Origin of the sequence: Streptomyces sp. NPDC051662 (genome assembly GCF_040681655.1) — a bacterium.
Classification (GTDB): Bacteria; Actinomycetota; Actinomycetes; order Streptomycetales; family Streptomycetaceae; genus Streptomyces.
The window spans coordinates 21,128-46,281 of record NZ_JBFAZD010000020.1; the positions used below are offsets into that span (position 1 = coordinate 21,128).

A 25,154-nucleotide genomic window follows, 5' to 3' on the forward strand; every position below is an offset into this window, starting at 1 on the left:
CATGAAGCCACTACTCAATCGCCGCGGCTTCCTCGCCTCGGCTGTCGGCGTCGGGGCGGGGCTGGCCCTCACCGGCTGCGGCGACTTCAAGCCCAGGCCGGCCAATCTGGCCAACGCGAACGCGGAGCTGCCCACGTACATCCGGTACAAGGGCGTGCCCACCTCGATGCCCGCCACGCAGGACGGCGTCTCCGCCGGCTACCAGCACTTCCCGGCCGATCCCCCCAATGCCTTCCCGGACGGCCCGCCCGCCAAGGGCCCCGCCATCGACATCATGAACCTGATCTTCAACCCGGTGCCGCCGCCGGTGGAGAGCAATGTGATGTGGCAGGCCCTCAACAAGTACATCGGCTGCGACATCAACTTCGCGATCACCCCGGTCAACGACTATCCGCAGAAGTTCGCGGTGACCCTCGCGGGGGGCGACCTGCCGGACGCGATGCTGATGCTGCCCCCGGACCAGAACAGCGCCGCCACCCCGGACATGCTGTACACCCTCTTCGAGGACCTCACCCCGCACCTGTCCGGCGACAACATCCGGGACTATCCGTATCTCGCCAACATCCCCACCGACTCCTGGCGCCCCTGCGTGCGCAACGGCGGGATCTACGCCCTCCCGATGCCCCGCCCGGTCTCCGGCGGCCCCGTCTACACCCGGCTCGACCTGTTCAAGAAGAGGGACCTCGACCCGAACCCGAAGACCTGGCGCGAGTTCGTCCAGCTCTGCAAGGACATCACCGACCCCAAGGCCCACCAGTACGCCCTCGGCGACCCCGTCACCACGTGGAACCTCGTGATGCAGATGCTGGGCGCGCCCAACTGGTGGCGTGAGGAGCAGGGCAGGTTCACGCACCACTTCGAGATGGAAGAGTGCAAGCAGGCCATGGACGCGGTCAACCAGCTCAAGAAGGCCGGCGTCATGCACCCCGACGCCTTCGCCATCAAGGGCAAGTTCAAGGAGTGGTTCGGCAACGGCCAGATCGTCATGCACCCCGACGCGCCCGCGGCGTGGAACGACCTCTACACCACGTACGGACCCGTCTCCAAGGGCCTGGACATCGGTTACCTGCTGCCCCCCGACTGGGACGACAGCACCAAGGGTGGCCAGTGGCAGGGCCGCGCCAACTACGCCACGCTCATCATCAAGAAGGCCCCCAAGGCACGCATCCAGCAGATCCTGCGCGCCATGAACGCCCTCGCCGCCCCCTTCGGCACCGACGGATATCTGCTGCGCAAGTACGGCGTGCGGGGTCCGGATCACACCCTGAAGGGAACGGATCCGATCCCCACGCCGAAGGGCACGGCCGAGACCTATCTGCCGACGATCTTCGCCACCGATTCGCCGTTCACGCTCTACTACCCGCAGAAGCCGGAGATCGTGCCCGACCAGTACGCCTTCCAGAAGGAAGCCGTCACGCGGCTGATCCCCAACCCGGCCGAGGCGTTGTACTCGGCGACGGACGCCAAGATGTCCAAGCTGTTCTTCGCGACGCTCGACAGCCTCCGGATGGGCATCATGCAGGGCCGCAACTCCCCCGGGGAGTGGGACAGCGCGATCAAGAACTGGCGACAGAAGGCAGGCGACAAGATGCGCGCCGAGTACGAGCAGGCATGGGAGGCCCGAAACCGATGAACCGCACCCCCGGCGAGGCCCGCGCCCACTGGGAACAGATCGCGGACCGCATGCTGCTCGCCGTACGGCCCTACGCCGGCGCCGGGCACGATCTGATCCACCTGCCCGGCACGGCGAGCCACAACGGCGTGCACAGCGATGGCCTTGAGGGGTTCGCCCGCACGTTCCTGCTGGCCGGTTTCCGGCTGGCGGGGGCGTCGGGCGCGGACCCGCACGACCTCGCCGGGTGGTACGCGGCCGGCCTCGCCGCCGGTACCGACCCGAAGAACCCGGACCGCTGGCCGTCCTTCGCCGAGTGCAACCAGGCCAAGGTCGAGGCGGCGTCCATCGCGCTGGCACTGCACGAGACCCGGCCATGGATCTGGGACCGCCTCGACGAGGTGGTCAGGGAACGGATCCTGCACTGGCTGGCCCCGATGGTCGGCAACCTGATGCCCGGCAACAACTGGATCTGGTTCCAGGGCATCACCGAGGCCTTCGCCCGTACGGTCGGAGGTGAGTGGCGCCAGCAGGACCTCGACCGGACCATCGCGCTCACCGACGGCTGGTACGCGGGCGACGGCTGGTACTCCGACGGCCTCACCGGCGCCGGGCACCGCAACTTCGACCACTACAACGGCTGGGCGATGCACCTGTATCCGCTGTGGTTCTGCCGCATACTCGGCGACGCGGCGCCCAGCGGGCTGCTCGACCGCTACCGGGAGCGGTTGCGGCGTTTCCTGCTCGACCAGCGGCTGCTCGTCGGCGCCAATGGCTCACCGCTGATCCAGGGCCGCTCGCTCACCTACCGGCACGCGGCGCTGGCGCCGGTGTGGACCGGCGCGCTCTTCGACGCCACCCCGCTGGCGCCGGGAGAGACCCGGGCGATCGCGACCCGCATGCTCGACCACTTCACCGAGCACGGGGCCGTCAACGACGAAGGGCTGCTCACGCTCGGCTGGCACCGGCCCTTCCGCGGTGTGCTCCAGGGCTATTCGGGCCCCGCGTCCCCGTACTGGGCGAGCAAGGGCTTCATCGGCCTCGCCCTGCCGCCTGACCACCTCGTGTGGACCGAGGAGGCGACCTCGCTCGCCGTTGAACAGGGCGATTTCGAGGAGGCGTTGGCCACCCCCGGCTGGCTCGTCTCCGGCACCGCAGCGGACGGCGTCGTCCGTGTCGTCAACCACGGCGGGGACCACAGCGACCCGGCACGGCCGCACGCCGACGACCCCTCGTACGCCCGCTTCGCCTACTCCACCCACACCGCGCCCGAGACCCCCGGCGACCCCACCGTCCCGGGCGGCAGCGCGGAGGCGGATCCCCTCGACAACGCGGTCGTGCTGCTGGACGCGACCGGCCGCGCCTCCCACCGGCGCCCCGCCACCAGGATCTCCATCGACGGTGCCACGGCCGTCTCGCGCTCCCGCGCGCACTGGCTCGACGACGCGACGTGGGATGTGTTCGGCGGCCCCGACACCGACTACACACTGGGCCCTTGGATCACCGTCGGTTCCGCGTTGCGCGGCTCGGTGGAGGTACGGGCCGTACGCGTCGACGGCGATCCCGGCGCCGGCCATGTGCTGCGTATCGGCGGCTGGGCGCTCGCGGTCGATCCGCGGTCCGCACCCGCGGCCGGCCCGGCCGAGGGGGGAACCGCCCGGGTCGAGGGCGCCGACGGGCTGGTCTCCCTCGTCATCGGCGCGCGGGGCCTCCCGAACGCGTCCGTCGTGACCGGTACCGACACCAACGCCCTCGGCGCCGCGTCCGCCACCCCCGTCGTGGAGACCGCGGGACCCGTCGCCCACGGCACCGTCCACATCGCCCTCGTCCACCTCGGCGGCACCGACCCCACCGCCCTGCCCCAGGTCACCACCCGCGCCCAGGACACCACCCTGCTCACCGACGTGACCTGGCCGGACGGCACGCGGGACACCGTCCGGCTCCCCGCTCCCGCCCCCGAGTCCCCCGCCACGTACGGCCTTTGGAAGGACCAGCACCGTGCATGACGACCGCCGGATCATCGAGACCCGGATCCGCAAGCTCCTCGCCCGGGTGATCCGCCCCGCCCTCTACAGCGCCGCACGCCCCCTCACTCTGAGCACCTGGCAGGTCGACGGCGAACCCGTCCCCGTGGCCGACGCCCTGCACGCCGACTACGAGCCCTTCACACTCGGCGCCACCTGGGGCGGCCCCTGGGCGACGACCTGGATGCGGGCGAGCGCCGATATTCCCGAGGAGTGGTCGGGTCGCCGGGTCGAAGCGGTCTTCGACCTCGGATTCGATCTGACCAAGGGGCCGGGCGGCCAGGCGGAGGGCCTGGTCCACGACGCCCAGGGCGCTCCGCTCCAGGGCCTGCATCCGTACAGCCGCACCGTGCTCCTCGCCGACTCCGCCACCGGCGGCGACCGGGTCGACCTGCTGATCGAGCTGGCCGCCAACCCGCCCATCGTCGCCAGCGCCGGCCTGCACATCCACCATGGTTCGCTGGAGACCGCGGGCACGGCGCACATCTACCGGCTCGAACAGGCCGAGATCGCGGTGCGCGAGGACGACGTATGGCACCTCATCCACGACATCGAGGTGCTCGACGAGTTGATGCACGAGCTGCCTGTCGGCTCGACCCGGCGCCATGAGATCCTCTACGCCCTGCGCCGCGCCGCCGATGCCATCGTCCCTGGCGATGTGGCGAACACCGCGGCCGAGGCCCGGCGCCGGCTCGCCGATGTGCTGTCCCGGCCCGCGCACGCCTCCGCGCACACCCTCTCGGCGGTCGGCCACGCCCACATCGACTCGGCCTGGCTGTGGCCGGTCCGCGAGACCGTCCGCAAGTGCGCGCGTACGTTCACCAACATGACGACGCTGGCGAACGAGTACCCCGAGCTGGTCTTCGCCTGCTCCTCCGCGCAGCAGTACGCGTGGATGAAGGAACAGCGCCCGGAGATCTTCGCCCGTATGAAGAAGGCGGCGGCCGACGGGAACTGGGTACCTGTGGGCGGCATGTGGGTCGAGGCCGACGGCAACCTCCCCGGCGGCGAGGCACTGGCCCGCCAGCTCGTCTACGGACGGCGCTTCTTCGCGGAGGAGTTCGGTGTCGAGCAGCACGGTGTGTGGCTGCCCGACTCGTTCGGATACACCGCCGCCTACCCCCAGCTCGCCAAGCTGGCCGGCGCCCGGTGGTTCCTCACCCAGAAGCTCTCCTGGAACGAGACGAACAAGCTCCCCCACCACACCTTCGACTGGGAGGGCATCGACGGAACCCGGATCTTCACCCACTTCCCGCCCGTCGACAGCTACAACGCGTCCCTCACCGCGGGTGAACTCGCCCACGCCGAGGAGAACTTCGCCGACAAAGGGGTGGCCACCCGCTCGCTGGTCCCCTTCGGCTACGGCGACGGCGGTGGCGGGCCCACCCGCTCGATGCTGGAGAAGGCCCGCCGCCTGCGCGACCTCGAAGGCTCGCCCAAGGTCGTGGTGGAGGCGCCCGACACGTTCTTCGCGACGGCCCGTGCCGAACGTGACCAACTCCCCGTCTGGCGCGGCGAGTTGTACCTGGAGAACCATCGCGGCACCTACACCAGCCAGGCCCGCACCAAGCGCGGCAACCGACGTGGCGAGGCACTGCTGCGCGAGGCCGAGCTCTGGGCCGCCACGGCCGCCGTCCAGGCCGGCGCGCCCTACCCGTACGAGCGGCTGGAATCGCTGTGGCGGCGCGTCCTGCTCAACCAGTTCCACGACATCCTGCCCGGCTCGTCCATCGCCTGGGTGCACCGGCAGGCCGAGCGCGAGTACGCGGAGATCCACGCCGAACTCGAATCGCTGATCGGCGACGCGGTCGGCCGGCTGCCCGGAGGTCCCGCGCTCCTCAACGCCGGACCGTACGCACGCCGCGAGGTCGCCGTCGTCGCGGACGGCGCGTTCACCGGTGGGCAGCGCCTCGCGGACGGGCGCACGGCGGTCCTCGCCGAGGTCGCTCCCCTCGCGTCAGGCGGCACCGCGGACGCCCCCAGGGCCGCCGTCACGGCCACGGCCCAGGACGGTGGATTCGTCCTCGACAACGGGGTGCTGACCGTCGTCGTGGACCGGCGTGGCCTGCTCACCTCGGTCTATGACCACTCGGCACAGCGGGAGGCGATCGCTCCCGGCGCCGCGGGCAACCTCCTCCAGCTCCACCCCGACGATCCCAATCTGTGGTCGGCGTGGAACATCGACTCGTACTACCGCGACACCGTGCGCGACCTGGACGAGGCCGAGTCGGTGACTCTCGTGGACGAAGGACCGCTGCTGGCGTCGGTACGGGTCGAGCGCGCGCACGGATCCTCACGGTTCGTCCAGCACATCGAGATCGCCGCCGAGAGCCGGCAGGTGACCGTCCGCAATGACATCGACTGGCAGGAGCGCGACACCGTACTGAAGGCGGCCTGGCCGCTCGACGTCCACGCGGAACGGGAGAGCGCCGAGATCCAGTTCGGCCATGTGCAGCGGCCCACCCACGAGAACACGAGCTGGGACGCGGCACGCTTCGAACTGTGGGCGCACCGCTGGGTGCACGTCGGCGAGCGGCACTGGGGCGCCGCGCTGCTCAACGACTCCACCTACGGACACGACGTCCGCCGCGACACTCGGGACGGCGGCGGCACCACCACGACAGTGCGGCTCTCGCTGCTCCGCTCACCGCACAGCCCCGACCCGGAGGCCGACCGCGGCCGGCACAGTTTCAGTTACGCGCTGCTGGCCGGGGCGGGGATCGAGGAGGCGATCGCCGGCGGCTACGCGCTGAACCTGCCCTTGCGCCCCGCCCCGGCCGAAGCCCGGTCCCTGGTCGAAGTCGACACCCATGACGTCGTGGTGGAGTCGGTGAAGCTCGCGGACGACCGCAGTGGCGACATCGTGGTCCGACTGTACGAAGCGTGCGGCGGGGCGGTCTCGGCGCGCCTGTCCGCCGGCTTCCCCTTCACCGCCGCCTTCGACTGCGACCTGTTGGAGCAGCCGGATCAGGAGCTCGCCCGCGCGTCCGGCGAAGGGTCCGTGAACCTCGCGTTCCGGCCCTTCCAGATCCGTACCCTGCGGCTGCGTCCTGCCGGGGAACAGGCCACGCCACTCGATCCATCGGGCGGCTGACCACGCCGCGTCCCGCGTACGGCCCCGCGTCGTACGATTCCATCGATCTGTTGCCTCCGGAGCGGCGGCTGCGCGGCACAGCCGCCGCTCCGGAGGCCGGGAGAGACACGTTGACCACCAAAGCGGCGAGACCCGAGAAGCGCACGATCCGGCGCGGCACCAATCTGCCGCGCATGGGGGACTTCAACGAGTCCGTGATTCTGGACGCGATCCGCAGGCACCCGGCGGGCTTGAGCCGGGTCGAACTCGCGCAGGCCACCGGCCTGTCCGCGCAGACCGTCTCGAATATCACCCGCCGGCTGCTCGACCAGGGCGTGGCCCGTGAATCGGGCAAGCAGAACACCGGCAGTGGGAAACCCCGCACCCTCCTCGAAATCGTCCCGACATCGCGCTACGCGGTAGGAGTCCACCTCGACCCCGCCGTCATCACCTGCGTCCTGGTGGATCTTCTCGGCACGGTCGTCGGCCATCGCAGCCGGCGGACCCCGAGCGGCGGTGACACGGACGGGACGGTCGCGGACATGGCCGCCTCGGTGCGCTCGCTCGTGGCGGAGTCGGGGATCGACGAGGCGCGGGTGCTGGGCCTGGGCATCGCCGCGCCGGGGCCCATAGACGCGTCCGCCGGCTGGGTGGTCGATCCTCCGGAGCTGCCCGGCTGGGGCCGCTACCCGCTCCGTGACCGCCTCAGCGAGGCGACCGGATTCCCGGCGCTCCTCGACAAGGACGTCACGGCCTCGGTCGTCGCGGAGCGCTGGGCCGGGGCGGCCACCGAGAGCCGCAACCTTCTCTTCTTCTACCTCGGCACGGGCTCCGGGATGGGGCTGGTGGTGGACGACACCGTGCTGCGCGGTGTCTCCGGAAACGCGGGCGAGGTCGGCGGACTCGGCGCGGCCTGCTCGACGCGGACGCTCGTCGACGAGGCCATCGCGCTGGGTGTCCTCGGTGCCGAGTACACGGTGCTGGATCCGGCCGACGCCCAGCGCGGTCTGGAGCGGTTGGCGCGGCTCGCCGCCGAGGGGGACGCCCAGGCGGACGGCATCATCGAGCGCCTTGCCATCCGCATCGGCCGGGGAGTCTGTGCGGCGGCGACGCTCCTGGACGTCGACGCCATCGTCTTCGGCGGACCGACATGGCTCGTGCTCGCCCACCGTCTTCTCGCGACCATCGAACCGATGGTCGCACGCTCCCCGTTCGTCAAGGCGACCCATCCGACAGCGGTCGTCTCCACCACGCTGGGCGAGAACGTGGCCGCGGTGGGAGCGGCGTCCCTGGTTCTCGACCAGGCCCTGTCCGCCCAGCCCAGGTCCTTGCTGCTGGGGTGAACCCACGCCGCTCCCAAGGAGGGAGATCAGACGCCGCGCTGGACCGGACCGATGAGAGTGCCCTTGGCCACCTTGAGCCTGCCCTCGGCGAAGGACGTGCCGGGGATCTGCCCGCCCGGAGCCCGGAGCGTGAACGACGCCTCGTCCGCGGGGGTACCGCGACCAGCGCTCGGAACCTGGATGTCGAAGTGCACCGGGTGGCCAGGTCCGAAAGTCACCACGGTCTCCTGGTCGCCGTAGCGGCCGGCGGTGACCCCGCTGTCCGAGCCGTGGTTCGAGAACCGCACACCGGTGGGCGAACCGGCCAGCTCACAGGGCTCGTACCCGCTCGGCGCGGTCAGGGTGACGCGGTAGTGACGGTGCCCCGCGCTGTTGGTCGCCTCGGTGATCTTCGCGGTGTGATTGGCCGGACGGCAGGCGGACGGGGCAACGCTCCCGCCCGTCGCCGGTGAAGCCTGCGCGAATCCCGCACCAGTGGCGCCCACCAGCACAGTGGCGGCGAGGGTGACGGCGATCTTCCGGTTGGTACGCATCATGGCGCTCCTTGCCTTGCTCAACTGGCCCCGCGGGTGTTCACCGTCAGAACCATGGTCAGCACCATTCCTGCCCGCCGGCCCTCGCGGAAAATGTCTCAGGACGGCCACAGCCGAGTCGCCGGCACGTACCGGCGGGCGTTTTCCAAGGACGTCCTTTTTGTGATTGTCGGGACATTCCGTATCTATACCTTCGCGACGGAGCAAAGGAATCCAATAAAGACCCCCTCACGCGAACACCCGGGGATCATCCGGAGTGAAATCAGATAAACCACTGGCATTAATCTGTCACTCCTTTCGCATATTCACGCCGCGCTATCGACTATCGCGGATTGCGCCGTTAGTTTGGTTGGAGTGCTCAACCCGAGCCCCTCGCGAATTCCTCATGGAGGTAAACCATGCAGCGGAGACGAATTGCCGCCCTGGCGGCTGCCCCAACCACCCTGCTCATCGGGTTGGCGATCTTCTCGACGTCGGCGGCGGACGCGTCCACCGCAAAGGCGCCGACAGCCGTGAGTGCCACCTGCAACGCGCCGACCAGTAACGAGGTTCTCACCGTCCAAGAAGGAATCGCGCTCGTCAAGCGGTGCTCCGCCACAAAGGCGGCGTCCGCCGTGCCGGGGTGGCACTGGATGGGTAATTACGGCTCGGTGTACGACGTGGTCAACGTAGCGAACGGCGGAGGAATTGGAGCCGGGGAACTCATCGCTCAGCCGGGCCCCACGGGACTCGTTCCCGCCTTTATGTACTACTAAGCCAGCACACCCTTGGTCGACCGCGCTGGTCGGCCAAGGGCTTTGCGCAAGGGAATGCCGGGTGCGGCGCCGTTGGTGGCGCGGCACCCGGCCATTTGCGCGTAACACATCGCTCGCTGTTCTCAGTGGGAGCGTCCGCTCAGCAACTCAACGCCTCAGCGCCCCAGTGGCTCAATGGCAGCGACTCAGCCGCAGTGGCGGAAGGCGTCCGTGGTGCCGCCGGTGGTGACCAGGCCGGAGCTCTGGTCGAGGACCACGATGGTGGCCGGCTGCGTCTGTCCTCCTCGGCACCTGAGGTCCGCGACGTACTGCCACCCGGGCAGGGTGCCGGAGGCGCTGACGCTCAGCGAGCCCAGCGAGTACGGCGCGCTCGTGTTGATCCCGACCGCGTAGAACCGCACGACGCCGTTCGGACTGAGTCCGCTGCCGGTGGCGTACAGATAGCCCCCCAGTTGGTGGAACGTGGTGGAGACAGACACCCCGCCACGCGGCGTCGCACCCGGGTCCGCCAGTCGCCACGGCGCGTTGGCGTTGTCAGTGCGGGCCTGGTCGCGGCTGGCCGGCGGCACGCAGACATGGTCCGACGGCCGCGTTTCGCGCCAGACGAAACCGGGCTTGCAGGTGTCCGGCCCGTAGACGCCGCCATTCGGTTCCCGGCGGGACGGGCCCAGCGCGTTCTCCGTCGTGATCTGCGAGCGGATCTGCGGCGTCACACAGACCAGGTCGGCCGGGACCGCCTCCCGCCACACGAAGCCCGCCGCGCAGGTGTACGGACCGTACGGCAGGTCCGCCGCCATGGCCGACGGACCCGTCGCCACCAGACCCGTCGACAGCGCCACCGCCGCGATCAGCCCGGCCAGTACGCGCCGCAGGAAGCCGGAGCCGGCTTCCCTGACGACACCGCGGGCCGTGATTCTTCTGCCATCTCTTCCGCCAAGCATGTGTTCTCCTCGGTCGATCCGATCGGTCGAATTCGGTCGCATTCACTGGGGAGCACCGCTGGACGTCTCAATCCGGCAGCCACGCCCAGGTGTCATTCCGTACGTCGTACGAGGGCGGTGGGAAACCTACCTTTGAGGCGGTGTCATGTCGTGAGTAATGCGCTACTCAGTCCGACGACGCCGGGCCGCGGGCACCGCGGGCGGGGGCCGGCTCTTGCCGCCGTCCGCGGGCCCGGGGGATCTACGGCATCTGGCAGCGCGTGCTCACCGCGCTGCCGCCGAGTGCGGTCAGCGTCGCCTGGTAGGCCGCCTTCTTGTTGCCGTCACGATCGAACAGCAGCGGGTTCTCCCCGCTGCGCCAGGAGTCGCTGTCGCGAATGCCCCATACGGTGATCCCGGTGCACCGTGAGACGCTCACACACGCCCGGACGGTGTTCGCGTACGCGGTCGACGGCGCCTGGGCGATGTCGAGTTCGGTGATCTGTACGTCCACACCCAGGGCGGCGAAGTTCGGCAGTGTGGTCTGGAAGGCGGCCGGCGGGCCACCGGTGCCGAAGTGCGCCTGGAAGCCGACACAGTCGATGGGCACGCCGCGTGCCTTGAAGTCCCGCACCATGCGGTACACGCCCTGCGTCTTGGCGTCGCTCCAGTTCTCGATGTTGTAGTCGTTGTAGCAGAGCTTGGCTGCCGGATCGGCCGTCCGAGCGGCACGGAAGGCTTCCTCGATGAAGCCGTCGCCGAGCAGGTTCTGGAACACGGAGGGGCGATGCTGACCACTGCCTCCGTCGGCGAACGCCTCGTTGACCACGTCCCAGGCCTGGACCTTGCCCCTGTAGTGGTTCATCACCGTGCTGATGTGGTTGTTCATCACGCCGCGCAGCGTGTTCGCGTCCGTGACGGAGCTGACCCAGGACGGCAGTTGGGAGTGCCAGACCAGCGTGTGACCGCGCACGCGCTGGCCGCGCGCCAAGGCGCGGTCGACGATCTGGTCGGCGGGAACGAAGTTGAATGAGCCGCGGGACCGCTCGATGGTGTCCCACTTCATCTCGTTCTCGGGGGTGACCGAACTGAACTCGCGGTCCAGGATCGTCGCGTACGTTCCGTCGCCCAGTTTGCCGGCCGCCACGGCGGTACCGAAGTACCGTCCGGACTGGGCCGCTTGGGCGCCCAGGGTGCTCGCCTGGACCATTTCGGCCTCCGCGGCGGGCGCGGGTGCGGCGGCGACCCCGGTCGCCAGCAGCGCGGAGGCGGTCAGCAGTCCTAACGCCGAGGCGCGGGATCGGCTGCGTCGCATGGGGGGTTTCATGGTTCTCCTCGTACGGTCGGAGGCGGATACGGAAGCGGATGCGGTGTGCGTTGCGCGGTGTGCGGTGTGCGGTGTGCGTTGTGAAGGGGCGCGGTACGAGCCATGACATGTCGGGCGTTCCTCCTCGCGTGCCGAATCGAATCGTTTCGACAACGTCGCGCGAACTGCCGCCGGTCCTGGAGAACGACATGGGGGACTGCCCGTCCCGCGCGGCGCCGTGATGTGTGCGGACCGCGTCGGGTCGATCGTGGTTCGAGAAGTGCGCGTTCGAAGTACCGGACATGCACCGGGGCTTCGGACAATCCGGATGATAGAAGTCCCAGCGAAGGCGTCAATACCCCTCGCCTCATCTCGCCGGACGGGCCGGCTCCTCAGGCGTCCATCACCTTCAGCTGACGTAGAGCCTTGCCGGCATCATGCTCCACCTGCCAATAGCCCCGCAGCCGGTGCCCGGTAGCGGCGGCCGGCTGTTTCATTGGCCGAATTCGTAGTTGTCACCCGGCACCGGCGTCAGTCCCAGATCCGCGGGCCTGATGAGCGTCGACCCGGAAGTGGCGATGCCGGACGGCCCGCCGCGCAGGACCCGCACCATGCCGTCGGCCCCGCTCGCGGACCAGGTGCCGCCCGCCAGATCGGCCGCGCCGTCGCCGTTCAGGTCCTGGATCGCCAGGGGCCCCATCGGGAAGCCCGTGCTCTTCGCGTTCTTGCCGGTCAGGCCCTCCGGTCCGCCGCGCAGCACCAGGGTCACCGCCTCGTTGCCCCGGCTGACCTTGACCGGAGCGTTGAACGCGACATCGGCGTAACCGTCGCCGTTCACATCACCTGTCGCCGGCGCGTACCCGAAGCCGCAGTGGGAGGAGACCGGCCTGCCGGGCAGCCCCGGTGTCTTCTCGTTGATCGTCGTCGGCTTCAGGCTGGTGCTCTGCCCGCTCTTTCCGCCGTAGGCGACCATCAGCCGGCTGCCGCCCTCGGGTACGGCTATGTCGCCGACGGTCTCGCAGGTGAGGCTGACGATCACATCGGCGAAGCCGTCCTTGTTCACATCGGACGTGAGGGTGACCGAGCCGTACATGTCCTTGCCGCGCGCGTCCTTGAGGCGCGGGCCCTTCTTCAGTACGCCGTTGGCCGCTCCGTGGTACACGACGGTGGCGCGGGGAATCGGCATCTCGTCCGCGAACACGTGCGACCAGGTGACCACCAGATCGTCCTTACCATCGCCGTTCACGTCGCCGACGCCGGTGGGCCGGGGCGTGTAGTACGACGACGTGTCGGGCGTGAGGTCGAGCGGCTTCGTACGGGTGGGCTTGCCCGCCCGGGTGAACGGGCCGAACCGTACCGTCGCCTTGGAGCCCGTACTTCCGCTCGTGACGAGGTCTGCGTGGCCGTCACCGTCGAAGTCGCCGGCGACCGGCGTGGTACCGGTCAGCTTGGCCGCTCCGGAGAGCTTCTTCTTTCCGCCCCAGACCACGAAGACCGTGTTGCTGCCGGCGTGAGTGATGAGGTCGCTGCGGCCGTCGCCGTCGAGGTCGGCCGAGATGACGGCGCTGCCGAAGCGGCCACCGGTGCCCGCCTCGCCGAGGCCGAGACTGTCCTGGGTGATCACCTGGCTGCGCCGGATGTCGGGGCCGGCCGTCGAGCCGTGCACCACGGCCACATTGCCGGCGGCGTACTTTCCGTTGACCGTGGCCGAGGGCTCGGTGATGACGAGATCCTCTTTCCCGTCGCCGTCGAAGTCGGCGTGGGACCCGGCGGTATCGGGGTCGGCCGCGGGCCGCTTCGTGGCCGTGGCGTTCCGCGTCATGCCCGGTGAGACGGTCGAGTCGGGTACGACGTCGGGTGCCCCGCAGGCGGCTACCGCGGTCAGGGCCAGGGGGGCGAGAAGTCGTTTTCTCATGCGGAGTTGGACCGGGACCGCCCCCGAATGGTTGTGCGGGCGGCCGGACGAACCGTACGGCGCCGACCATTACCTCCCCCGCGCGCGTACGCACGCGGGGTTTCCGGCACCCCAGCCGGAGAGGGCCGGGCACAAGCCGAAATGCCCCTTTGCGTTCCGATACCCATTCGACCGCGAGAAGCCCCAGCACAGTTTCAGAGGGCGAACTTCTCCGCCGACGTCCTGCGCAACGCCACCCCCTGGACGCTGTCGTCATCTCATTCGGCCTCAACCCCCTCCGCGCACCCCTCAGCCTCGCCGTCCAGCCCGTCTCCGGAAAACGCAGAGAGTCGTCACTGGGTACCGTGGCGACGTGCTTCTTCCGCTTTGCTCTGCAGATCGTGGACGATCCGCCACCACCGCTGGGAACCGTGGGTGTACCAGCTCTCCTTACCGATGGGATGCCAGTCCGCCAGTTCACTCAGCCGGGAGCTGAGCACCTCGACATCAACGCGGTCATAGCCGCCCCGCCCGCTGTCCAGCTGCTGAGCGATGTCGTGGAGCCGATGTGCCGCACGGTAATAGGAGAGCTGGGTATCGGTCAGCCTGCGCACCGCGTAACCGCCGCACTTGCTGCACCAGTCGAAGTCGTCCCGCACGACCAGATCCGAGACGGCCAACAAATCGTCCCCGTCAACGACACCGCGCTCCCGGGAGTGCCGGCACAGTGGCGAGTGGCCTTTGCCCTCGTACCGCGGATCAGCGTTCACGGCATACACCTGGACATCGGCCAGGACACCCAGCGGAATCCCACTACCGCCGCTCCACCGGTCCTCGGTGGGCTGTTCGAACGGTTCAAGGTCCAGCTGCCGATCGGTGAGCAGCCCTCGCCACACCGCGTGGGGCAGAGCGCGGACATGTCCGTCACGGTCGTGGCCGCCATCGAGTGCCCGCAGGTCGGGGACGCCGCGGGCCATGGCGAGGAGGCGCAGGTTGCGTTCCCTGTCGCGGTCGTCATAGGGCAGCCAGGCGGCCCGCTGCGCCCCTGCGACGAGACCCAGTTCCTCACCGAACCGGGCATCCTGCACATCATGAACGTGCTGGGGCCAGATACCCCCTTCCGATTGGGGCCTCGGTCCGACCTCCGCCACCCATGGCTCGATCACACCGGTGGGAAGGTCCGAGACACCAGCGACGATGGCCCCCTGCCAGCCCTGGGCCAGCCGTGCTTCCACGACTGCCAGGGGCAGAGTCTCGACCCCGCCGCTGGGTGAGAAGACGATGTAGAACCGGTCGGCGTGGGGCAAGGCCGTGTGCAGTGCACGCAGGTGGTCACTCTTGACGGGCCGCCGGTCGAAGACGGGCGTGTCGTCGAAAACTCCGGGCTGGACATAGCTCGGTCGCCTGCTCGTCCCGGGAGCCGCCAACCAGTCCTCCCCCTCGGCGTGAGTTTCAGTGTCGACCAGGCCTCCATCAGCGGTCAGCCGGTCGGCGATGAGGGCGGAGACTCGGAGTGTGACGGTACGGCGTCCCCAGTCGGCATCAGTGAGGCAGGTGACCAGGACGCCGATGGTCCATGGGTCCAGTGCGTCGAGGAAGCCGCCATCGCCCCGGAGGGTGCTCTTGTCCCGGATCTCCGGCAGGCGGACGGTCATCAGCCGTGCGGGGGCGGAGTTCGCCGCAGCAGCAGCACGGGCCTGTTCTTCCCAGGACTCGATGAGGGCCCGAGCGCCGGCAAGGGCTTGGTCGTATCCCTTCCGGTTGCTCCGGATCCGGTGTACGAGGCTGTAGGCGATGTACGCGCGTTCGCTGGGATCGCCCCAGCCGTACTCGGCTTTGCTGCGCCACTTGCGCCACAGGCCCCTCAGCTCGCCGGCGATCTCCTGGCTCTTGCCGAGCACCGTGAACGCGTCATCATTCACCGGAAGTTCCGGATCGTTCATGCCGGCCACCGCGGCTGCGGCCAGAAGCCCGTCCGGGTCGACGAACTGCGCCGCTTGCGTCTTCAGGGTCTCCAGGTACTGCTCCTTCAAGGCCAGCTTCGGCTTCGCCCACTCCTCCAGCCAGGGGAACTCCGCCGCGGTGGCCTGTGCCTGGTGCAGGCTTGTCGCCGCCCTGCGCCACGTGGAGAGCACCAGGTCCCGGAGCCGTTCGGCATCCTCACGGGCCTCCCGCTCATCGAGAACCTCCTCCCCGTCTTCATCCGTACCCTCGGGGCGCGAACGCAGAAGATCAGCCGCGGCATTCACCTCCTCTCCATCCCAGCGCTCGTCCTCGTCGGGTGCCGTGTACGACTGCAGCTGATAAAGAAGTCCAAGTCCACCGAGCGACTCCAGGAAGACACCGAGTCCGGTCGTCGGCCGCGCCCAAACACCCCATTCCGCACAGCGAGTGCACATGCGATTGACCATCGCCGCGTCCAACGGAACCCGCGCCGTCACCACGTCGCTCGTGCGCAACTGGGTACAGCTCGTCGAGGCGTGCAGCTTGGCGTTCTTCCCTTTGGCCGAGTAGGCCGTGACCACTGTTCCCTCGAACGGACCGAGCGGGACATCAGCGGTCAGCGTGTGATCACGCACGGAACTCCCCTGTCCTCGTGGGTTTGCGAGCTTAGACCCCGGCACTGACAGCGCCGCCCGTTCCGGGGCCTTCTCGCTCCGCCTCTCTCTCGGGAGGGCAGCCGGAGTACGCCGAAAAGCAGGCAACAGTGCTCTCCGCCCCCGAAGCCAACGGCGAAGTGGCAAGCAACGGTTCGTACTGGTCTGGTGAGGGATGGCGTCCGTGTGGTGCTTGGGGCGGGGGCCTTCGCCCCTTCGGGTGAATTCGGGCCCGTTTCTCGGTCCGGATATCTGGGGGGGAGCGGATGATCCGTCCTTGGGCCGTGGCCTGCGGCCGGGGAAGGATGGTGTGTACACCGATGAGTGCGACACGACGATCGGTTCTGGGCGCCGCTTTGGCCGGGCCCATGCTGGCTCAGTTCATGGGTACGACGTCCGCGGCCGCGGAGGAGAAGTGGGGCACGGTCTCCGACGGCTGGGTCGAGGTCCGCTGGACCGATCAGGCCCAGGCGGAGATGGACCGGTTGGGGGCCGTGGTCGAGGCGGTGGCTCCGGCCCAGCTGGTAAAAGACTCCCGCGGTGCGGCGATTCGGTTCCCCGTGCGCTCCGGCAAGGGCGATCCCTCACTCAAGCGCTTGTCGAACGCCAAGGGCGACGGTGCTCTGGAAGGTGGGATCGCGGTTCGTACGCCGACAAGCGACTTCCGGATCACCGACCTGCAAAGCGTCCTGCGGAACGAGTGGGCGTCCGGAAAGGCAACCGTCAACGGCTTCGAGGTCGGGCACTCCAAGATGTTCCGGTGGGGTGTGGACAAGAGCAAGCTGTCCACTGAAAGTGTGCCGGCGGGCCGGCCGCTGAAGGTCCGGCTCAGCGAGGTGCCGCTGCACCCCACCCCCGAATTGCTGGAGACGTACAGCGCTTCCTTCGGCACGCCCGCGTTCACCCCCGACACGGTCGTGGCGTATCTGACCGCGGAGGGCGTGTATACCCCGCCGAAGCCCTGAGGTGAGGGTCGGGCCCGGGTCTCAGGAGGTCCGGGCCGGATCCACCGGCCGGGCGGGGCCGGGAAGACCGCCGCCGAAGCGGCGCCGGCGGCCGGCGTACACCGTGACAGCCTCCCGCAACTGCGTCAGGCCGAAGTCGGGCCAGGGGGTCGGATCGAAAACCAGCTCGGCATAGGCGAGGTGCCAGGGCAGAAAGTTGCTGATCCGCTGTTCCCCGGAGGTGCGGATCAGCAGATCGACGTCCGGCAGGTCGGGCACGTACATGCTCCGGGCCAGATCAGCGGAGCTGATGTCCTCCGGCCTGATCGTCCCCGCCACCGCCTCGGCAGCCAGCGCGCGGACGGCTTCGGTCAGCTCCTCACGTCCGCCATAGTCGACACAGACGGTCAGCGACAGCACATCGTTGTTCGACATCATGCTCTCCATCAGCGCCAACTCGGAGGCGAGCGACGGCTCGACGCGGTCACGCCGCCCGCACCAGCGCACTCGTACACCCAACTCGTGCAGCCACTCGGTGCCCCGGGCGATCCCTTCGGCCATGGCATCGAACAAGGAGGCCACCTCCTCCTGAGAGCGGTCCCAGTTCTCGGTGGAGAACGCGTAAATACTCACGTGCCGTACCCCCAGCCGCAGAGCGGCGTTGACCAGACGCAGCGCGGCCCGCTCCCCCGCGTGGTGGCCCTGGGAGGCCGGCAGCCCCCGCAACGCGGCCCACCGCCGACTGCCGTCCATGATCACCCCAACATGGCCCGGCACCACCCCCGCGTCCGGCCAGGCCGGGCGACCGCACACCGCACCGGGCGACGTCAGCGGCTCGATGTCGCCGGCGAAGACCCGCCCCTGCCGGAGCGTGACCTCGTCGAACTGCAACTGCGCCCCCAGCAGCAGGACATGTAGAAACGGTTGGTATTCGGGACTCACCATCCAGGTCACCGGCACCGCCTGCTCCAGCAGGCCATTCCAGCGGCCGAGCTGAATGCCCACCAACTCATCCAGCGCCTCCTGCGGTTCACCACGCTGGAGGTCGGCCACCTCCAGCCCCAGTTGCCGCAGGTCGGCACGTGGCAGGTAGCACCGGCCGGCGGCCAGGTCGACCCGCAGGTCCTCGAAGATGTCCACCAACTGGCCCGCCTCGCCCAGCACCGAGGCCAGGGACAGCACCTCCGCTCCCCGCACGCCCAACAGCGGCATCATCATCTCGGCGGCCGTCCCTCCGATCCCCCGCAGATAGCGCCGCTGATCCGCGAACGTCTCGAAGACGGGTGGGCAAGCGCAGTCGGCCGCAATGGCGTCGAGGAACTCCTCGATCACCGCACAATCGAGATCCCACCGCCGCACCGTATCCACGAACGCTCGCCGCAGCGGATGCTCGCTGCGCCGCGCGCACAGCTCCTCCAGAGTCTCGGAGCGCCACCGGGCAAACCTCTCGACACGGTCCGCCTGCGATCCGCCCTCGTCGGCGATGCGGTCGGTCCGCAGCAAGAAGCCGGACACGGCGAAGACGTGGGGACGGATCGCAGCGGGCAGAGCCTCGCTCGCTCTCCACATCGGTGCCAGGTACTGCTCGGTCTCAGCCGCACAGTACTCATAGGACTCATCCAGCTCGGACGAACCGAACGCGGCCTCATCCCGCGACATGTGCCCTCCCCTTCAACCACGCCGCCGGTACAAGACCCGCGGCCCCGGCAACGCGGCAGGCAGCGGCACCTCGCCGAGCCGGACCTTCAGCTGCTGGTCATCGGTGTACGCGCCATCCTTCCCCCGCCGCAGGACACCGCCCGAGGACGGATCATTCGCTCCCCCGGATACCCGGACAGCGAAACGGGCCGGAATTCACCCGAAAGGGCGAAGACCCCCGCCCTGGGAGTGCCTTCAAAGTCCCGTCTGCCCGGCACTGTGTGGTGCGCACGCGTTCGAAGCGGCGCAGCGGGGTGCGGATCGGTGCACTTTGCGACGGTCTCAGCCCCAGCCCCAGCCCCCGCGGACAGCGGACAGCGGACAGCGGGCAGCGGGCAGGCAGTGAGTCACGCAGCTGCGACTCGGGGTACGTGGCTAAGTGTGCTGGGCAGACGAAAGACTGATGTGCCGACATGTTTAGTGTGAACCCATGGCCTTACTGTCTCGTCTTCACCGTTTCAACCATCGGCACCCCTGGAGCAATAACGACCACTACGGCCCGTGGGTCGCCAGTCAGATTGCCGCGTCGGGGGCCCACGACGTCCTTGATGTCGGATGCGGTACGGGGAACCTCGCCGCGTTTCTGCGGCGCCGGGTCGCCACCGTCACGGGGCTCGAACCCGACCCCCGGACGGCCCGTGTCGCAGCAGAACGCTTCGCCGACGACCCAGCGGTCACCATTGTGGAAGCCGGCTTCGCGGGACGGAACCCCGAGAGGCGCTTCGACGCCGTCACCCTGGTGGCTGTCTTGCACCACTTGCCGCTGGCCCCCACTTTGCGGGAGCTGCGCGAGTGTCTCCGTCCGGGTGGGCGCCTCGTCATTGTCGGCTGCTATCGGGAGGTCGGGCCTTTCGACATGCTCGCCGCACTGCCTGCCATGCTGGCGAATCCGGTGATGGGAATGGTCAGGCATCCGACCCGCGCCGATGCGCTGCCCTCACACATGAGCGCGCCCACCGCGGCTCCTCAGGAGACTGTCAGCGACATCCGGGCCGCGGCCTCGGTGGAGTTGCCCAACGCCCGTTTTCGACGTCGCCTGTTCTGGCGGTACAGCTTGGTCTACGACGCCCCCGCAGAGGACAAGACCGGTCACTGAATGGGCGTGATGTTCTCACCGGAGCAGCCCTGCCCCGGTCGGCCGCCACCAACGCCGGCATCACCAGGACAGGCCGCAGGGGTGCGTACGGCGCCGGGAATGGGAACGGCCGACGTGGTCAACAGATCGCCGAGCTCGTCCACCAAGTAGCCCTCGGTCCAGTGGATGCGGTACCGGTTGTCGGGGCGGTGGGAGTACCAGCACACCTCCGGAAGCCCCTGGTGGGACGCCCTCCACCCGGGCTATTCCGGCGGATATGCTGAACTGGGCCATCCCCAACGGCGCACCGCCCAACCGGAGAGCATGACCGTGACCTACTTCATGTACGACACCATGGGCGAAGAATTCAATGAGCCCGACGAGGCCCGGATCCGCGAAATCCTCGCCGAACTCAGCAACGCGGACGAGGAACACCCGGATGTCTCACTGCAGCACGAGTCCGGATGGTCGCTGAGCGTCTTCCCGGACAGGTTCGTTCGGTGGGAGAACGTCGAATCAGCTCAGCCGGAACCGGTGGACGCGACTCTCTCCTCCTGGGACGACATCGTCGGACTGCTTCTCAAGACCGCCCGAGGCGAAACCGAGGCAGTCACCTCCGCCCTGACAGGACCGTCAAGAGGGTGACACTGCGGCCTGCCGAGCTGGACACGGGCAGCTACAACCTGAGAACTACGCTCGCAACTGCCGAGTTCCATGCTCTGCCGATCACACCCCATGCCTTCCACAGCGACTGGAACTACACCCTGGCACCGCTCCCTCCCCGGCCTGCCGAGGCACTCAAGAGCAGACGACGCGATCCCGCCCCCGACCACCATGCCCACCGACCCGGCCCCGACCGGCATGCCGCGGCCCGCCTTCAACCGCGTGGTGGCAATCTCGGAACCGTGTTGGGACGCCCTGGCCAGGCGGCCTTCCAACGACGCTTCACCGTCCACGCAGCTGAATTCACCCTCAAACCAGTGACCCGGACCACCACCACCTCCTGACAGCTCTATTGCTCCGCCCCGGAGCGATCGCCAGCAGGCTCCTGGCCCAACTGCTGGACGTCAGCCGCACCAACCTGTCCAATCAGCTCCAAGACGGTCATCGCCTTCTGGACCTGCACCGTGTCGTCGTCCCACCGCTCCCCGGACCACCCGCCCGTACCTCGGAACAGCTCAAGGCTCGCCTGCCACGCCACAAAGACCGCCCCGCAGATCCACTCGACAGTCATTCAGCTGCAAGTCCCCGCACTGCCGTAGTACTGCCGCTGGACGCCGGCCGAGGTGGTGCCCTTCTTGAGGAAGCCCGTGTCATCGACGATCAGGACTCCGTCCGGCCGACCCAACGTCTGGGCTACGTAGTCCTACAGGTCATCGCGGACCTTGTCCGGGTCCCAGCGGCGTGCCCCAGGCAGCCGCTGCGGCCCGTCCGGAGTGTCGTGACCGACATACTCGGCCCGCTGCCAGCTGTCCCCTCAGCGGCCATCCCTCGTCCGTGCGAGGGTGCACAACCACACTGACAACCATTGGTGGCCAAGCCGCAGTTCAGAGCATCGATCGCCGCTGATACCCCAGGTCGCGGAGCCCGGGTGTCACCTCTGACCGGTCAAGGCCCAGCGGCGCAGCCGGCGCCCGGTGACCGACTCACCTTCAACGGCGCCATCATCGAGACCGGCACCGAGTCGTACAGTCTCGCCCAGACCAAGGCCAAGCAATTGCGCGGCTGAAGACCGTCGGCACAAGATCACCAGCTTCCCTGGCAGGCTGGGAGCATGGTGTTTTCCGACGGTCAAGAAGTGAGAACGGCGATCAAGGACGCCGACTCTCCGGTCTGGTCGGTTCGCGCCGCAGCCGGGCGACGGCTCGCGATGTCCGACAGGCTCGAGGAGGTGGCGGACGTCATTCACCGTCTCCTCCTGGATGACCAGGACACGGCGGTGACGTCGGAGACAGCCGAGGCGTTGCTGGCACGAAAAGACACCATTGGACTGCGCTACGTGCTGCTGGCCAGAAGCTATGCCGCAGAGTCCTGCACCGCGGACGAGTTCCGAGCCGCTCTGGACTGCGACCCCGACTGGCTGACGACCGAGGGCACAGATCGGCTGATCAAGCAGCTGCACGAGTTGGCAGCCGATGGCGATGACGGTGTCCGCGACGAGGTTCAAAGGATCCTCGCGCGCCTGCGACCGCGCGAGGAATGGGCAGGAGGCTCGGACGACGACCCACTCTGATCCGACGCGACAGCACAGCAGCGACGGAGCCACTTCGAGCCGGAAGGCGGGGCCAACTCAACCCGGAAGCCGCACGGAGAGAACCACGACATGGGGCCGGTTCGGGCCGGAAAGCTGGAGCCGGTTCAGACCGTTGACGCCACCCGGACAACCCGACCAACGGCGTGCGCATGCGGCTGATCGGCCTCAAGTACACGGCGGAATTCCCCACCGCGTGAACGGTGGAGTGACGGGCAGTTCAGGCTCGGTCCGCAGCACGACGTGCTGCGAGAGGCGATCGGCAGCGAACTGGACCAGTCGCGCTCGGTCACCTGACCGTTGCGGGGCCCGAATCCGCCTGGTAGGGCCGTTCGAGCACCGCGCCGACGGGCTGTACGAGGCGACAGGCAGATCAACGAGCGGTTCGCCGGGTGCAGGCCGCGCTCAGTGCGGCAGAGCTCACGCTTCAGCGTCTGGCCCGGGTCCGTGCGCCGGTGGCCGAAGTGCTGGCCGCGCCGTCTGCACCTTCCACTCACCGCAGTTGACCTTCCGCCACATCGCGAGCCCGTCCTTGTTCAGCTTCCTGGACGCGTTGATCGTGCTGACGATCCGCCGCGGCCCGTACACGGACGCGACGGACTTCGTCACGGCCAACCACTACGACGACATCTATCAACTCACCTCCGTCGTCGACGCGGAGGGGGACAAGCTCAGCTACGAGTACGACAACGTCGGCAACACCACCAAGGTGATCACCTCGCGCCCCGTCGAAGCGGGGACGACCACGGCGTTCACCGCCCGCACCGAGTACGACGCGCTGAACCGGCCGAAGCGCCAGTACCAGCCGTACGACCCGGCGGACACCCGCCACAACGACCCCGACGTCTACACCGAGACCGTGTACGACGCCGTGGGCCGGGTCGCGAAGACCTCGACGCCACCCTCGGAGGGCCAGACGCTACGCAACACCTCGGAGTTCGACTACTTCGACAACGGCTGGACGAAGGCATCCACGGACCCCTGGGGCATCGCGACCACCTACGACTACAACACCGTGGGCCAGCAGACGGCCAGGACACTGACATCGGCGGGCGGCTCCTCCCACCGCACGATGGCGTGGTCGTTCTACCCCGACGGAAAGGTCAGGCGACGGACAGCACCCCAAAGGTCACGTCGTACACGTACACCGACCGTGGCCAGAAGCTGAAGGAGACCAAAGCCAACGACAACACCTACCACCTCGACGGCGCGCTGAAGTCGACAACGGAGAAGAAGGCGGACGGCACCACGCTGGTCGCCTCCCACACCTACACCTACGACCCCTTCGGCCGCCAGCAGTCGGTCATCTCGGGCGGCAAGGTCATTGAGCGGAGTGTGTACGACGGCTTCGACCACGTCGTGGAGTCCCAGAAGACGGACGCGGGCGCGATGAAGTCGACGAAGTACACCTTCGACCCGCTGGACCGCACCGCGTCGAAGACGGCGGACGGCAAGGCCACCTACGGCTACACCGCCTACGGCAACAACGATGCCACCGAGTTCACCGGGATCGACAGGCCCGAGGCCGGCCGGCCGGACAAAGAGACGTACAACCCCTACCGCTTCAACGCGAAGCGCTGGGACGCCCAGTCAGGCACGTACGACATGGGCTTCCGCGACTACAGTCCGGGCCTCAACCGCTTCACCACCCGGGACATGTACAACGGCGCCCTCTCCGACATGAACCTGGGCGCGGACCCGTACACCAGCAACCGCTACGCCTTCACCGGTGGCAACCCGGTGAGCAACGTCGAGATCGACGGCCACTGGTTCGCGCTTCCCGCGCTTGTCTACTGGGCGGCGGGGGCCCTTGGACTCGGGCTCGCGGCCTCGACTCCGCAGGGCCAGCAGAGCCTGCAGGACGCCGGGCAGGCCATCGGCGACATGCTGAGGCCGTCCGCGGACGAGGCCGGTTCCAGCGATTCGTCCAGCGAACCGCGTCCGGGTCCCACCCCCCAACCGTCGCCGGGCTCCGCGCCCAGGCCCGCGCCGCGCGGTACCGACAACAACACCGTCACCTGCAACCCGATGCCTCTGATCGACGGCGGACGGATCTACGGAGGGCTTGAGGAGTACACGAATCACCAGGGGAACAAAGGCTGCAGGGCGACCGGCGCCTTCGCATACCTCACCAAGAGCGACCGCAGGTCGCGCACCGGGGCGAACGGCCTGCCGAAGTGCCCCGAATGCGAACCGTCTGTTTCGCCGGACGGAATGGGAGAAATAGAGGCAGGAGGCGGGAAGCCTCAAGCCGGTCACCTGATAGGTTATTGGGGCAAGAGCACCGGCCAGGATGTCCGAAACCTGGTGGCTCTGCACGGCAGTGCAAATAGAAGGATGGCCAGCAAGGTGGAACGCTTCGGCTGGAAGCACCTGACCGGGGGCAATAAATTGTCCATTTCGGTCGTTCCCATCTAAGGAGATCCACGGTCGGCTGTTCCCACACTCGTTCAGGTGGGAATGACCGCATACGGGCCCCAGGGAGATATCGCGGACACTTTCTCGTGCACCGCGATAAACTCCCCCACCGGCATCGGCTCGAAGTGTTAGAAGGGGAATAGAGGGTGGCAGCGCTTTCGGAAATCAAAGCCCTGTTGGGTGAATCCCGGTTCAACTGGTCGGATCCGGTGCCGTGGATCGAACTGGAACGGGAATTCGGTATCGAATTCCCTGCGGACTTCCGTGAGATCGTGAACGCCTACGGTTCGATCGAGATCAACGGGCAGCTGCATCTGGATCACCCCGCCGATCACCTTCTGCACAATCTGGGAAGATCCATCAAGGAGAATCTCGAATTGTGGCGCGACGAGGACATGGTGGAGTTCCTGCCCAGTCCGGCAGGAAGTGGCCCCGGGGAACTGATGCCGGTGGCAACGGCCACGACGGGCGAGGCGGTTTTCCTTCGCGTTCCCGATGACCCCTCGTCGCCCTGGCGCGTTGTGGTCCAGGAGTTCGACAGTCCGGCCTGGACTCTCTACGAGATGACGTTCAGCGAGTGGTTGCTGGCTTATCTCAAAGGCAGGGACGTGACGTTGTGTTCTCGCAACCTCGCACCTGACGGCCCGTTCTGGGAGTTCCTGCCCTGATGGCGAACGCGGTGGTGTCTCCCGTCCTGGTACGGGAGACACC

The 25,154-nt window shown here is 68.3% G+C and carries 18 protein-coding genes and 3 pseudogenes; 14 read left to right on the forward strand and 7 right to left on the reverse strand.

Annotation, left to right across the window (positions count from 1 at the left end; genetic code table 11):
- Position 1: 1 nt before the first annotated feature.
- The 4 genes from AB0M67_RS28720 (at position 2) to AB0M67_RS28735 (ending at position 8,052) form a co-directional block, all read left to right on the forward strand.
- Positions 2–1,633: a substrate-binding domain-containing protein gene (locus AB0M67_RS28720; RefSeq protein WP_365750089.1), complete on the forward strand. Its 1,632-nt coding sequence runs from the start codon at positions 2–4 to the stop codon at positions 1,631–1,633.
- On the forward strand, positions 1,630–3,618 hold the full coding sequence (locus AB0M67_RS28725) for a DUF2264 domain-containing protein (protein WP_365750090.1): 1,989 nt from the start codon (positions 1,630–1,632) through the stop codon (positions 3,616–3,618). Before AB0M67_RS28720 ends, AB0M67_RS28725 begins: the two co-directional genes overlap by 4 nt.
- A complete protein-coding gene (locus AB0M67_RS28730) occupies positions 3,611–6,730 on the forward strand; it encodes a glycoside hydrolase family 38 C-terminal domain-containing protein (RefSeq protein WP_365750092.1) in 3,120 nt (1,039 codons plus the stop codon). The genes AB0M67_RS28725 and AB0M67_RS28730 overlap by 8 nt, the downstream gene beginning before the upstream one ends.
- Before the next feature lie 110 nt (positions 6,731–6,840).
- Positions 6,841–8,052 carry an ROK family transcriptional regulator gene (locus AB0M67_RS28735; protein WP_365750094.1) on the forward strand — a complete coding sequence of 404 codons (1,212 nt, stop codon included), beginning with the start codon at positions 6,841–6,843 and terminating at the stop codon, positions 8,050–8,052.
- A 26-nt stretch (positions 8,053–8,078) separates the two neighbouring features.
- On the opposite strand, the gene AB0M67_RS28740 is transcribed toward AB0M67_RS28735, so the two are convergent.
- Positions 8,079–8,588: a DUF4232 domain-containing protein gene (locus AB0M67_RS28740; protein WP_365750096.1), complete on the reverse strand. Its 510-nt coding sequence runs from the start codon at positions 8,586–8,588 to the stop codon at positions 8,079–8,081.
- Positions 8,589–8,983: 395 nt separating this feature from the next.
- Here AB0M67_RS28740 and AB0M67_RS28745 point away from each other — a divergent pair, with 395 nt between their 5' ends.
- Positions 8,984–9,340 (forward strand): hypothetical protein, encoded by a 357-nt coding sequence (locus AB0M67_RS28745; protein WP_365750098.1) that lies wholly within the window; start codon positions 8,984–8,986, stop codon positions 9,338–9,340.
- Positions 9,341–9,525: 185 nt separating this feature from the next.
- Here AB0M67_RS28745 and AB0M67_RS28750 read toward each other — a convergent pair whose 3' ends face one another.
- The 4 genes and pseudogenes from AB0M67_RS28750 to AB0M67_RS28765 form a co-directional block, all read right to left on the reverse strand.
- Positions 9,526–10,281, reverse strand: coding sequence for a hypothetical protein (locus tag AB0M67_RS28750; protein WP_365750100.1), 756 nt, complete (start codon positions 10,279–10,281; stop codon positions 9,526–9,528).
- Positions 10,282–10,549: 268 nt separating this feature from the next.
- Positions 10,550–11,587: pseudogene (locus tag AB0M67_RS28755) on the reverse strand (endo-1,4-beta-xylanase); the annotation flags it as partial.
- A gap of 472 nt (positions 11,588–12,059) precedes the next feature.
- Positions 12,060–13,481: an FG-GAP and VCBS repeat-containing protein gene (locus AB0M67_RS28760; RefSeq protein WP_365750102.1), complete on the reverse strand. Its 1,422-nt coding sequence runs from the start codon at positions 13,479–13,481 to the stop codon at positions 12,060–12,062.
- 332 nt (positions 13,482–13,813) lie between these two features.
- On the reverse strand, positions 13,814–16,039 hold the full coding sequence (locus AB0M67_RS28765; RefSeq protein WP_365750104.1) for a hypothetical protein: 2,226 nt from the start codon (positions 16,037–16,039) through the stop codon (positions 13,814–13,816).
- Positions 16,040–16,440: 401 nt separating this feature from the next.
- Between AB0M67_RS28765 and AB0M67_RS28770 the strand changes: the two genes are divergently transcribed.
- Entirely contained in the window at positions 16,441–17,022 is a 582-nt protein-coding gene (locus AB0M67_RS28770; RefSeq protein ID WP_365750105.1) for a hypothetical protein, read from the forward strand.
- Positions 17,023–17,043: 21 nt separating this feature from the next.
- Here the strand turns inward: AB0M67_RS28770 and uppS are convergent, their stop codons facing one another.
- Positions 17,044–18,660: a polyprenyl diphosphate synthase gene (gene uppS / locus AB0M67_RS28775; RefSeq protein ID WP_365750107.1), complete on the reverse strand. Its 1,617-nt coding sequence runs from the start codon at positions 18,658–18,660 to the stop codon at positions 17,044–17,046.
- Between the two features lie 469 nt (positions 18,661–19,129).
- Between uppS and AB0M67_RS28780 the strand changes: the two genes are divergently transcribed.
- Together AB0M67_RS28780 and AB0M67_RS28785 are read left to right on the forward strand one after the other, a co-directional pair.
- On the forward strand, positions 19,130–19,795 hold the full coding sequence (locus tag AB0M67_RS28780; RefSeq protein ID WP_365750109.1) for a class I SAM-dependent methyltransferase: 666 nt from the start codon (positions 19,130–19,132) through the stop codon (positions 19,793–19,795).
- A 303-nt stretch (positions 19,796–20,098) separates the two neighbouring features.
- Positions 20,099–20,419 carry a hypothetical protein gene (locus AB0M67_RS28785; RefSeq protein ID WP_365750111.1) on the forward strand — a complete coding sequence of 107 codons (321 nt, stop codon included), beginning with the start codon at positions 20,099–20,101 and terminating at the stop codon, positions 20,417–20,419.
- A 601-nt stretch (positions 20,420–21,020) separates the two neighbouring features.
- Here the strand turns inward: AB0M67_RS28785 and AB0M67_RS28790 are convergent.
- Positions 21,021–21,173 (reverse strand): annotated as a pseudogene (locus AB0M67_RS28790) (transposase); the annotation flags it as partial.
- 192 nt (positions 21,174–21,365) lie between these two features.
- Here AB0M67_RS28790 and AB0M67_RS28795 point away from each other — a divergent pair.
- The 6 genes and pseudogenes from AB0M67_RS28795 to AB0M67_RS28820 all read left to right on the forward strand — a co-directional run bounded on the left by AB0M67_RS28795 (position 21,366) and on the right by AB0M67_RS28820 (position 25,111).
- Positions 21,366–21,503, forward strand: coding sequence for a hypothetical protein (locus tag AB0M67_RS28795; RefSeq protein WP_365750113.1), 138 nt, complete (start codon positions 21,366–21,368; stop codon positions 21,501–21,503).
- A gap of 45 nt (positions 21,504–21,548) precedes the next feature.
- A complete protein-coding gene (locus tag AB0M67_RS28800; protein ID WP_365750115.1) occupies positions 21,549–22,007 on the forward strand; it encodes a hypothetical protein in 459 nt (152 codons plus the stop codon).
- A 210-nt stretch (positions 22,008–22,217) separates the two neighbouring features.
- Positions 22,218–22,322, forward strand: a pseudogene (locus AB0M67_RS28805) (diadenosine tetraphosphate hydrolase); the annotation flags it as partial.
- A gap of 205 nt (positions 22,323–22,527) precedes the next feature.
- A complete protein-coding gene (locus tag AB0M67_RS28810; RefSeq protein WP_365750117.1) occupies positions 22,528–23,193 on the forward strand; it encodes a hypothetical protein in 666 nt (221 codons plus the stop codon).
- Positions 23,103–24,443 (forward strand): RHS repeat-associated core domain-containing protein, encoded by a 1,341-nt coding sequence (locus AB0M67_RS28815; RefSeq protein ID WP_365750119.1) that lies wholly within the window; start codon positions 23,103–23,105, stop codon positions 24,441–24,443. The genes AB0M67_RS28810 and AB0M67_RS28815 overlap by 91 nt, the downstream gene beginning before the upstream one ends.
- Before the next feature lie 146 nt (positions 24,444–24,589).
- Positions 24,590–25,111 (forward strand): SMI1/KNR4 family protein, encoded by a 522-nt coding sequence (locus AB0M67_RS28820; protein ID WP_365750121.1) that lies wholly within the window; start codon positions 24,590–24,592, stop codon positions 25,109–25,111.
- The last annotated feature ends 43 nt before the right edge of the window (positions 25,112–25,154 follow it).

Excerpts from the sequence above, each read along its gene's own strand:
- AB0M67_RS28745 (WP_365750098.1), top strand. The coding sequence starts at position 8,984 with ATGCAGCGGAGACGAATTGCCGCCCTGGCGGCTGCCCCAACCACCCTG.
- AB0M67_RS28760 (WP_365750102.1), bottom strand. The coding sequence starts at position 13,481 with ATGAGAAAACGACTTCTCGCCCCCCTGGCCCTGACCGCGGTAGCCGCC.
- AB0M67_RS28720 (WP_365750089.1), top strand. The coding sequence starts at position 2 with ATGAAGCCACTACTCAATCGCCGCGGCTTCCTCGCCTCGGCTGTCGGC.
- uppS (WP_365750107.1), bottom strand. The coding sequence starts at position 18,660 with ATGTCGCGGGATGAGGCCGCGTTCGGTTCGTCCGAGCTGGATGAGTCC.
- AB0M67_RS28750 (WP_365750100.1), bottom strand. The coding sequence starts at position 10,281 with ATGCTTGGCGGAAGAGATGGCAGAAGAATCACGGCCCGCGGTGTCGTC.
- AB0M67_RS28785 (WP_365750111.1), top strand. The coding sequence starts at position 20,099 with ATGACCGTGACCTACTTCATGTACGACACCATGGGCGAAGAATTCAAT.
- AB0M67_RS28725 (WP_365750090.1), top strand. The coding sequence starts at position 1,630 with ATGAACCGCACCCCCGGCGAGGCCCGCGCCCACTGGGAACAGATCGCG.
- AB0M67_RS28740 (WP_365750096.1), bottom strand. The coding sequence starts at position 8,588 with ATGATGCGTACCAACCGGAAGATCGCCGTCACCCTCGCCGCCACTGTG.
- AB0M67_RS28770 (WP_365750105.1), top strand. The coding sequence starts at position 16,441 with ATGGGTACGACGTCCGCGGCCGCGGAGGAGAAGTGGGGCACGGTCTCC.
- AB0M67_RS28780 (WP_365750109.1), top strand. The coding sequence starts at position 19,130 with ATGGCCTTACTGTCTCGTCTTCACCGTTTCAACCATCGGCACCCCTGG.
- AB0M67_RS28800 (WP_365750115.1), top strand. The coding sequence starts at position 21,549 with ATGGTGTTTTCCGACGGTCAAGAAGTGAGAACGGCGATCAAGGACGCC.